The sequence below is a fragment of the Flavobacterium sp. 40-81 genome (assembly GCF_001898245.1).
Taxonomy (GTDB): Bacteria; Bacteroidota; Bacteroidia; order Flavobacteriales; family Flavobacteriaceae; genus Flavobacterium; species Flavobacterium inviolabile.
This window is the reverse complement of record NZ_MKTM01000008.1, coordinates 172,344-183,122: the sequence shown is the minus strand read 5'-3', so window position 1 is coordinate 183,122 and position 10,779 is coordinate 172,344. Positions and strand designations below refer to the sequence as shown.

Genomic DNA, 10,779 nt, shown 5'->3' with positions numbered 1-10,779 from the left:
ACGGTATAGCAATCCTCCGGAAAGGCTTTCTTTAGAACCTGCATAAGCAGGGTTGATGACGTTCATATTATACATGTATTGTGTATAATGCGGATCTTGTTGTGCTGAGGCCTCATATAAACCGATAAAGGCTAAAAAGGCGGTCAAATATATTTTCTTCATTGGTGTAATTTTTGTGGAATAAAGCGCTGTTCACAATAAGGTGAACAGCTGCTTTATTAAAATAGTTACTACTTATTTCTCTCTGTTGATATAAATCCAACCTGTTTTAGTCTCGCTGCCTTTTAATTCTATAACATAGAAGTAAGTACCGTCTGGTAGTTCATTTCCGCCATTGGATTGTCCGAACCACTGATTGGTGTAACCCGCTCCGTGTTTGAAGACTTCTGTTCCGTAACGGTTGAAGATGCCTAGTTTTTCAACATTAAATCCGGTCAGGTCAAAAGTATCATTCAGTCCGTCGCCGTTTGGAGAGATACCTCTCTGGATCTGACAGTAGATCTGTTCTACCGTATAGGATTTCTCTAACGAGCAGCCGGCTGCCGTGGTTACTTTTACGCTGAACTGTGCCGGAAGCACAGGAGTCGTACCTGAGGAAGTATAATAGTTGGTTACATTAAAGCTAACGTTATCGTTGCCTACCGGAGCTCCGGTGCTGTTGTACCACTGGAAGTGGGCATTGCTCAGATCCAGCGCGCCATCAGCGTTTTGTACGTTCAGTACAAATTCATTACCGATACAGTCTCCGAAGATCTCATAGGTAAAGGCTCCCTGAACCGTTACAGTTAATGTTGCGTTTTGAGCACATTGTCCTGTTGTTGGGGTAAAGGTATAGGTGCCTGTTGCAGTGTTGCTCACCACAGCCGGTGACCAGGTTCCTGTTACGCCTTCCAGAGAAGTTGTCGGTAATACCGGTGCGGTATCGCCAGGGCATATTGCTGCTACCGGTGTAAAGGTAGGCTGAGTAGCCGGGATAACGGTGATGGTCATCGTAGCCGGGCTTCCGCATTGTCCTGTTGTCGGGGTAAAGGTATAGGTTCCCGTTGCGGTGCTGCTCACCACAGCCGGTGACCAGGTTCCCGTTACACCTTCCAGAGAAGTTGTCGGTAATACCGGTACTGTAGCGTTGGTACAAAACGGTGCGATCTGTGCAAACGTTGGCTGAACACCAGGGTTAACGGTAACGGTAACCGTTCCTGTTGCTGTACAGCCGGAATGGTTAATGGTAACTACATAGGTTCCTTGCTGTGAAACAGTTATTGTACCAGTTGTGTCGGTTAAAGGATTGCCATCATGAGTCCATGAATAAACAACATCTGCAGGGTTGTAATTTGTAGGAGTAACTACAAGCTGAGCCGTTTGGTTGCTACAAATTGTCTGATTTGAAGTTAGCGTGAACTGCGGTGTTAAATCCTGAATGATTAAATCGAATTCCGTAACCACGTGACAACCGCTGGCATTGTTTTCTACTCTAACATATATAGTTTGGTGGTACTGTATTGTATTGGTAAATGTAGTAGGAGCTGTTATCGGGTTCGTTTCATTCTCTGCATCCGCGGATGAAGTATAGAATGTGATCGTATGATCAGCCGGAACCAAACTTCCTAAAATAATACCGTTGTTTGATGTTAAATCAAATGTAGCATAACCGGAAGCATCACATACTGTTAAATCATTTGGCGTACCAACAGCAATAGGAGCATAAAATTCAACAGATAGTGTATCTGTCTGAGAACATGTTGTACCGTTGTATTGTGCAGCAACAGTATAATCACCATCCTGAGTTACTACTAATGAAGGTCCGGTTGCACCTGGAATGACATTTCCGCCTGTAGACCAGGTGAATGTAAAGTCATTAGCGTTAAGACCTGTAGCAATCGTATAAGAATCACCATAACAGATAGCGGTACCGTCAGAGATAAGTAAGTCGTCTCCTAAATCTAAATTACCGATATTGAAACTTCCTGCTTTTAAGAATACTGCAGAATCAAATGAAGTATCATTTCTATCCGCAATTACTAATTTGATATGGTATTGTGTATTTGGTGTAACCGGAGATTGTGCTGTCATTACAACCGTCTGGCCGTTAAAATTAATAGCCGCATCTTCCTGATTGGCTCCGCCGTTAAACGATCCGAAATACTGAGGGTTTACAGACGGACATGTTCCTCCGATAGGGTTGTATGCCGCATCTCTGATTCGGGTAACCGAAATAGGGTCGTTTGTTCCCGGAACAAGCGCCAGGTTAGTTGTATTTCCGGCATTATCCGTTAAGAAGAAGGCAAAAGCATCGGAATAATCACATTGGTATGTTCCGTATTCTTCAGAAGCGAATAAGAAATCAAAGCTTAACTGGTTGGTTATCGGAACGAAATCAAATTCCAGAACAGTTGCATTGTTGTATGACGTTAAATCTGTGTCAAAACCAAGTGCCTGGATATAATTGAATAACTGTGTATCACCCAACCAGGCGTATGTTCCGTCACCCAGGCTGGAAGTGTTTGGACCTTTTGCTTTTAAAGCATCACCTGTAGATAAAACGATTCCGCTATCGAATGGGAATTCAGAACCGTTTTTGGTAAAGTATGCAATACCATTGCTGCTGCCAAAATTTGTTCCTGTAGACCATGTGATGTTGGTTACCTGAGCACAGGTTGATCCGATTAAAACATCCTGTACCAATTGTGGTACTGTATGCTGTGTGTTGTTCGTAGCGATAGGCGGTGCCGGAGTGGCCACACAAACATCGAAAGAACTGGTTTGTCCCGGAGTTGAAGTGTATGAATATACACGTATTGTATACACCTGACCGATGATTAAATCGCTGGCAATACTTGTATTCGGATCACTGCAATATATTTCTGTTAAGTTACTGCATTGTGTACCGGAGTAAAGCGTATGCATTAAATCGGTGGTGCTTCCTGTTACATTCAATAATTTTATAGAATGTGTGGTACTGGTAGCGGTAAACTGATACCAGACATCATCATCGGCTGTTCCGCCGCAAGTGCTTGGATTTGTCGAGCCGGTCGCTCCAATCAGTGTTCCCGGAGTGGTGAGCGTACAGGCTGAAGTTCCGTTTACAGAAACTACGGTTGCGGCGCTACATTCATCGTTAACTGGTTTTGTGGTGAATGATTTTCGGAATGACCAGTTGCTGATATCTGTTGTGCTGCAAAGTGATCTTATATAAACATCGTATGTTGTTGAAGGCGTTAACGTATTTGTTGGTATCGCATACGGTTTCACACTGGTCGCAATCACGTTTGGCGGGTTGGCTCCCGGTGCCGGTGAGTTGGTAGGAAGTATAACGATTTCCCATTGTGTTGCCGATCCGTTTTCTGTCCAGTCAATTATGGCTGAAGTTTGCGTAATGTTTGTAAACGTTATATTAGACGGTCTCGGACAGGTAGGTACTGGTGCGCAGGTAACGGTAGCATCCCATCCCGGACGCACACCGCTTCCATCGGAAGTAAATACAAACGTTAAACAGCCTCCCGGTGTAGATTCAAAAGGTCCCGGTAAGTCCGATCCGGATAAGTTTCCGGTGTAAGTACCTAATAAAGTTCCGCCTGTTCCGGTACCTTGATATACTGCTAAATAATCATAATTTGTTTCAATGTTAAAATCGTTGAATTCTACCGTTACGATCTGACCGGCAACTGCAGGGCAAATGGTGGTTGTAACGTTAGCATTGTTCTCATAATCACCATTCAGACCTCCGGTATCATAAAAATGATCGCCGCCGCAATAGTCCGGCAGGGTTTTAAAGTTGGTTGGTCCTGTCCAGTAACTGGAATCGGTGGTGCTGCAAACGGCTCTTACATAAACATCAAAAGCAGTGTCTGTAGGTAGTGGTGATAGTAATGTTGATGGGGTAGTGGTTACCGTGATTATGCCACCCGGATTCGCTCCCGGTGCCGGTGAACCTGCCGGTACGGCAATAACTTCCCATGTGGTAGCTGTTCCTGCCTCTGTCCAGGAAACCTGAGCAGATGTTGTTGTGATGGCACTTATATTTACCGCTGTTGGCTGCGGACATGTTGGCGGAGTACAATCCGTTGGTCCGGTGTATAACAAACTGTCCTGAGAACCGGTTCCCGGTGGTTTGGTATAAAGGGTAATTCCAAAAGGTGTTATAACCGTAAGACCAACTTCTGTTGGATAACTTCCTCCGGCATTCCAGTATACTTCAAACGGAACGCCTGCACATAAAGCAACCTGAGCTGTTGCCGGGTTTGTTCCGTCGGCAGCTGTCGGTCCTGTTAATGTTCCTACAACCACTCCGTTTTGTTTGATGCTGATTGTATTACCGTTCCAGCCGTCACCATACGTGTCCGTCATAACGAAATTAAAGTTACAGGCATTGTTACAAAGTGGTGTCTGGAATGGTTTTGGCCCGGACCATTGGCTGAACGATCCGTCCGGACATTTTGCTCTTACATAATATTCATAAGCTGTTCCCGGTGTTAAAGCAGCCCCGGCTAATGTAGTAGTGGCTGTATAAGGAATGGCTGTAACCGTTATTCCGGCTCCGGTTGGTACTCCGGCTCCCGGAAGCAGCACTGCTACCTGCCATTCTGTTGCTCCGGAAGGATTCCCCCAGCTTAGATCGGCAGAAGTCATGTTTAAGGCTCCTACTGCTAAAGCTGTTGGCGGCGGACAGTTGATTTGCTGAATCACCAGGGTGTATCCTACACTCACCGGTGTAGCATTGGTTGAAATCACGAAATAATAGGTCGTTCCGGCAGTTACCGGAAAGTTTGTAATATTCCGGATATTGGAATTTGAGTTTCCTACACCCGCTAAACAGCTGGTTCCTATGTTGGCACAATTGTCATAAACAAAAATACCGGAATAAGTATCCGTAGGCGTCATGGAAATATCAATCATTCCGGTAGTTGTGGCCGTATAGGCATATACGACATCGTTACCGGTCAGGTAGTTTGTTGTGGTACCACAGCCGGTTGTTCCCTGGCTGCTGGTGATGTTGTTCCCGTAGTTTGCCGTGTTATCCGTTGTGGAATACGGCAGTCCGCCAATAACGATCGGGGCACCGCAGGTTTGTCCTAAAGATACGGTCGTAAAGTAAAAAGGTCCTGCCCAGTTACTGTATACATCTCCGGTACATTTAGAACGAACGCGGTACTGGTAAACCGTACCCGGCGTTAAATTTTGTGCTGTATAAGGATTTGTTGTTATTGCCGTTCCCACTCCTGTTAAAGGAGAAGCAGAAGGCACTACTTCAATTTCCCAATTGGTAGAACCGCTTGGATTAGTCCATGATAAAGAAGCTGTTGTGGTTGTAATGGCATTTGCAATACCATTTGTAGGATCCAGACATTGCTGTACTAAGTTAATATCGTCAATTACAAAACGGTCACCGCCCACAGCTGCTGTAGGCTGGGTATAAACCCTTACAAAAGCGATATAGACATCTTGGTTGGCAAGGTTCAATGAAGAAAGGTTGATTACCTGTTCTACATAAGTTCCTGCCGTTGAAGATATTTGTGATTCGGTTAAATCAGCAGCCGTTATGGTATAGCTGCTCATGTTATTCTGAACGCTGCCGGTTGAAATACGGACCTGTAATTTAGATCCCTGATCTCCGGCACGGCCGTGCTGTGCATAAAAACGTAACTGTCCGTTTGCAGGAACAGTAACCTGAGGAGTAATTAACCAGTCTTCTTCGGTATTACCGATTCCGATGTTTACCCGCTCAACAGAATAGGCATATTGCCCGTTGTGAGGCGGTGAAGTAGCCGAGTTAGGGCCGCTTCGAAGCCATAAATTGGTGTTTGATGGTCCCATTCCTACGCCATTATCGAGGATCAGCCAGCCTGTCGGCAAGGCAGAAGCTCCCTCAAAACCTTCAGGGAAAGTCTGGGAAAAGCCCACAAAACTCAATAATGACATAAAAATTAAAAACGTAATTTTTTTCATAATTTTAATTTATTGTGAAGTTGGTATTAATAATTTTTTAAATATAATTCAAAAATGCTTTGATAATTTAGCTCATTGTTAAAATTCACAAAAAAGTAATTTTTCTATTGTTTTTGTTACAAAAAAGGTATATTTTGATTTTTAGCTGTTTAAGTTGCGAAAAAAAGCTTTTTAGGATTTTTTTAATGAGGGTTGTTTTTTTAAGATTAATGGCATAAAGCGGACTTCTTCCGGATAACGTATAAAAGCATAATGAGGGATGCTTTTACCAAGTGAAAACAATCGTTTACCAAGTCCGGGATAATCACAAATGGGTTCGGACTATCTTAGTTATCTGAAAAAATAAAGAAACTAACTTATGCCGTTCCGATACCTTTTACCTTTATTGCTTATCATGCTTTCCAATGTTGTTACCGCACAACCGGGATGGCGGGATTTTACCATGCGCTATTATTATACTATTTTAGATAAGAAGGGAAACGGGATCTCCTTCAAAAAGAATAAAGAGTACAGTATAATTGTTGACAGTATACGGTATAAAGCGCCCAATATTCCGAACGATTCCCTAAAAGCTGTTGTTCCTAATAAAACCATGCGTTTTGATCATTATATCCGGATCAATGATTTTTCTCTTCGCCTGCCTCAGGACATTCATGATGCCAATTATCCGTTAGAAATTAAAATAATCCATAAAAAGGACACGATGTATCTTAACCAGACTACCGGTTCGGGAAGCAGAATTTTTGAGAACATGATATTTAATAATAGGAAAGAGGTGGTAAAAGCCAAACCGGATTCTGACTACACGCTGCAGTTTATAGCCGGACGTTATTATTTTCCTGCCTGGGCAAAAGCATTACTGGACAATCTGCCGCTGGCAGACGGCAATGTCAAAGTGGTAAACCTCAACCAACGACATTTTATTATCCCAAAAACACTGTATGATTCTATAGCCTCACCACGTGCAAAATTTAAAAACAGGTCCGCATTAAGTGAAAAAATAGAAGACAGGATTGTCCGTAATTTTACACAGGGGTATTTTACCGTGGACAAACGGGTTGAACCTGCAAAGTTTGAAAACCCGGCTTTACCTTATAAAGAACCGTATTGGGATGATGCGTTGTATCCTACAAAAGATAAGGATGTTTACTTTGGAAGGGTGCGCTATAGTAAGGATTCCCTGAATGAGAGTAACTGGAAATACCTGTTTTCGGTTTACAATAAAAGAGAAAACACCATCAGGCATTGGTTTCCAGAAAACAAGTCACATTTTTTAAGCAGCGGTTACCTATATAAGGATACCTTTAATACGGCTATTTATCAGCGTGTGTGGTTTACGGAAAAGGCAGACCAGACCCAACATTACATACCGCCCACAGAATGTATTTACCAATCTGATGACGAAGGCAGGACGTGGCAGGAAAACCGGTCTGTAACAAAGCTGTTTAACAAATACGATTTTGAGCATATCGAGTTTTTAGACAAAGACTACGCTTTGAGTTACAATAGAAAAGAGGTAAAGCACAAAACGAGAAATTACAATATAAAACAGATAACCTACTATCTGCTGAAAAATATGCAGGTGGTCGATTCGCTAAAAACACCTGATGATTATTATGAATTTGACAACTATATAGAAAGACACAATCATTATCAGTTTGCTGTAAAAGATGTGATGCTGCTCGGTACCTGGAATTATGAAAATAACCCGGACTATGGAAAACCGTTTTCCCAGGCCGTTATTAATAGGGTGAATGACGGATGGGAGTTTAAAACAGAACAAAAGGTATATGCGCCGCGCCCTGTAATCAAAGTGCAAAAGGAAGCGGATACTGTTGACTATCAAAATTTCCACTTAATCAACAAACATGAGTTGTTGTTTAAAAACGGTTCGGGAACATTAAGAGTGAAAAATGAGGTCACTAAAAATCCCTGGAACCATGGTGTGGTGGCGATTGAAAAAGAAAAACAGATTTACCTGTTGGACAACGATAATGGCTTTACCTATATCTCTTTCGATGGTGGCGCTTCCTGGTATATTTACCCGAAGGCACTGGAAGCCCGTTCGGATTATCAGTTTCTGGAAATCGACGACAAGGATGTGATTTCGTTTTTTAATCCCTGGAAATTGTATAAGGTGTTTTATCGGTTTTCTCAGAAACTGTAGTTATGTCAAAGAGCGTTAGTAGTCATCAGGAATCGATTGAATTTGTGTTAAAACAAAAAAGTGCCAAACATTGTTTGATACTTTTTTGTTCACAGCAAGCTGAACTCAAACTGATTGATAAAGATTTTAATCAAATGCGGGTATTCATGGGGATAATCTGTGCGGAAGCAGCATGCATTTTTGAAAAGGAAATCAAACAATAAGATTACCAATTGACGAAAATAAACTCGTTTTGCCAGGGCAATCTGATCATACCAATTCCCCAGGATAGTTTGTCCATTAAAATGTCCTGTGTCTTCCGTTCAACGGTCAATGTCAGATTGGCGATGACTAATTTTCCCGGACGCTGAAAAAATTCATGTTGCAGCAATGCTACTGATGCTGTTGTCATCGAACTCCAGTTTTGCTGCACGGCTCCGATTACTTTTGCCGCTTCAGCTTTGTGCTTTCGTGAAAGTTTTACATGCCGGTTGATACTCTGGTGCAAAGGAACATTACATAAAAATTTCTCAAATAACATATTGCTTTCCGGCTGATTCGTTTTTCCGGTAGCAATATAATGTAACAGATGAATGCCGGTTTCCGGATCGGTGAGCTTTTTGGTTTCCGGATCGATCAGATTACAATTTTTAAAAAGATTGCCGATAAAAGGATGAATAAGTACCAGTCCGGCATTCTCCACCTGATAACCATTTACCGTATCGGTGGTGTTATCGTCCTGTATATCGGTGTTGAAAGTATTCGTGTCGATTTGGTTTCGGTTTACTTTTCGCGAATCTTTTTCCAGAATACCTTTTTCACGCGTGTTTTCCTTATTTTTTGGTACCTTTTTACCGGTGTGGTTGTTTTTATTTCGGATTGTATTAACATCACGTTGCTTAATAGCCGGAAAAAGAGTCATTATTTTGTCCCAGAGCTGTTCTTCAGTATCTTCACTTTTAGCCAGTTGCAAATAGGGAATGGTTTTAACAGCCTGTTCGATTATGTATTTCTGATAATCGTCAGAATCAGAATCGGGAAAGGAAACCGTTAAAATATTAAATATTAAAAACCATAACGCTTTTCTGTCGGCAAAAGACGATCCGGAAAGTTGTTTTATCCCGGTACCTTTTAGTGCTATTTTCAAACCTTTGGCTTTAATAACGGCCAAACAGATTTGTGCTATCTGGGCATCGGTAAACTGATTGACAATGCGTTCCCGTACTTTTGGTTTTTTCAGGCTGGCTACAATTTTGGCTGCAAAAGCTTTTTCGGAAATAATTTTTTTGAACGGGACGGATTCAAAAATAGCGGCCGATGTTTTATTGGCATTCCACCAGGGCATAGTACCTTTTTCTATAAAATGAATAAAGGTGAGTAGCAATTTTTCGGTTTCTCCCAGAAAATGGATTTCGGGATTTTCTGTAGCATCATAATACTGATTTGGATCATGATATTGATTTTGGTCGTAGCCATGATCATAACCATAATGCGGATTTTGGTCATGATTTTGCCCGTAGCGCGGATTTTGGCTGGGATGCTGATTTTGTTCATTACGCTGATTTTGTCCGTTACGCGAACTTTGGCTATGACCTTGGTTTGGTAGCTGATTCTGATTCTGATCCTGATCCTGGTTTTGATTCTGGTTTTGATTCTGGTTCTGAGCTTGGTTCTGGTTCTGAATTTGCCCGTGACTTTGGTTTTGGTTTTGGTTTTGGTTTTGTCCAGGACTTTGGTTTTGCCGGTTGTTCCGACCTTGTGCATCGCTCTGACTTTGCTCATAACCTTGATGTTGTCCTTCAGGCTGATCCTGGTTTTGGTCGTTACGCTGATTTTTGCTGTATTGTTGGTTGTAACGCTCATTTGAGCTTTGATTTTGTCGCTGACTTAGATGCTGACCCGATCCTTTTTTTATTATTTCACCAAGTTCTTTCTTGAACGATGTTATGATGTCGTTTTTTAATGTGGTATTTAATGATGATTCACGAGGATTGATCTCGACAGCCAATCGTGAAATCTGTAAGGTGTGAGCCGGTATTCGGGCTTGTACAGTGTTAAGATGCTTTTCAAGTTTTGGAAAAACTGTCATAGTCAAAAAGCTACTGATATCGTCTTTTATCTCATACGCCTTTTTCCTGTTGTTAACCGAAACTTCAATGACAACTTTATGTATAATATGGGTTTGTTCCACAGTAAATTTATTTTATAAATCAGCTACTTGTAATTATTCAAATTCTCCTCCCCAAAAGTCGGCCGGACAACGGCTGTATTTTGACTTTTGCTTGGCACTTAGCCTGCAGCCACAGCCTCTTATAAAACCTTCCTGAGGCATATTTGAAACTTCAAAAGTCAAGGGATGGATCCATCGTTGCGTGTCACAACTGTTGCCGTTTTTTAAAGGGCAGGCATTACAGATGGTTTCCCTTTTCGAAAAAATGTGCTCGTCGCTTTCATTTGCGAATCCGATTTTGGAACGAAACTCATTAAAATGACCATCCGCAATCTCATTGCGTTTGTGGAAAAGATTTTTAAAATTCATCGGGTTTAGTATTAAAATTATACTGCCAAAATTATTAGAAGTGATTGCATCAGGCTAGTTATTAGTCGTCTGGATTCTGTCTTTGCAGTAGATTGGAATTTGGAACAGGGGTTTGTACTAAGGCTGAATCTTTTGCAATAGGCGTGAATAC

General features: G+C 41.9%; 6 protein-coding genes. 2 read left to right on the top strand and 4 right to left on the bottom strand.

Annotated elements, in window-relative coordinates; genetic code table 11:
• Both BGO42_RS02120 and BGO42_RS02115 read right to left on the bottom strand, forming a co-directional pair.
• Positions 1 to 162: type IX secretion system membrane protein PorP/SprF (locus tag BGO42_RS02120; RefSeq protein WP_286748600.1), on the bottom strand; the 162-nt coding region annotated here is incomplete at its 3' end.
• A gap of 72 nt (positions 163 to 234) precedes the next feature.
• Positions 235 to 5,943: a choice-of-anchor L domain-containing protein gene (locus tag BGO42_RS02115; protein WP_286748597.1), complete on the bottom strand. Its 5,709-nt coding sequence runs from the start codon at positions 5,941 to 5,943 to the stop codon at positions 235 to 237.
• Between the two features lie 358 nt (positions 5,944 to 6,301).
• On the opposite strand from BGO42_RS02115, the gene BGO42_RS02110 reads away from it, so the two are divergent.
• Together BGO42_RS02110 and BGO42_RS02105 are read left to right on the top strand one after the other, a co-directional pair.
• Positions 6,302 to 8,110, top strand: a complete 1,809-nt coding sequence (locus BGO42_RS02110) for a hypothetical protein (RefSeq protein ID WP_273245472.1) — start codon at positions 6,302 to 6,304, stop codon at positions 8,108 to 8,110.
• A 2-nt stretch (positions 8,111 to 8,112) separates the two neighbouring features.
• Positions 8,113 to 8,313: a hypothetical protein gene (locus BGO42_RS02105; protein WP_273245474.1), complete on the top strand. Its 201-nt coding sequence runs from the start codon at positions 8,113 to 8,115 to the stop codon at positions 8,311 to 8,313.
• 2 nt (positions 8,314 to 8,315) lie between these two features.
• On the opposite strand, the gene BGO42_RS17890 is transcribed toward BGO42_RS02105, so the two are convergent.
• A complete protein-coding gene (locus tag BGO42_RS17890; protein ID WP_353681416.1) occupies positions 8,316 to 10,280 on the bottom strand; it encodes a contractile injection system tape measure protein in 1,965 nt (654 codons plus the stop codon).
• 33 nt (positions 10,281 to 10,313) lie between these two features.
• A complete protein-coding gene (locus BGO42_RS02090) occupies positions 10,314 to 10,628 on the bottom strand; it encodes a hypothetical protein (protein WP_177731833.1) in 315 nt (104 codons plus the stop codon).
• Positions 10,629 to 10,779: the final 151 nt, after the last annotated feature.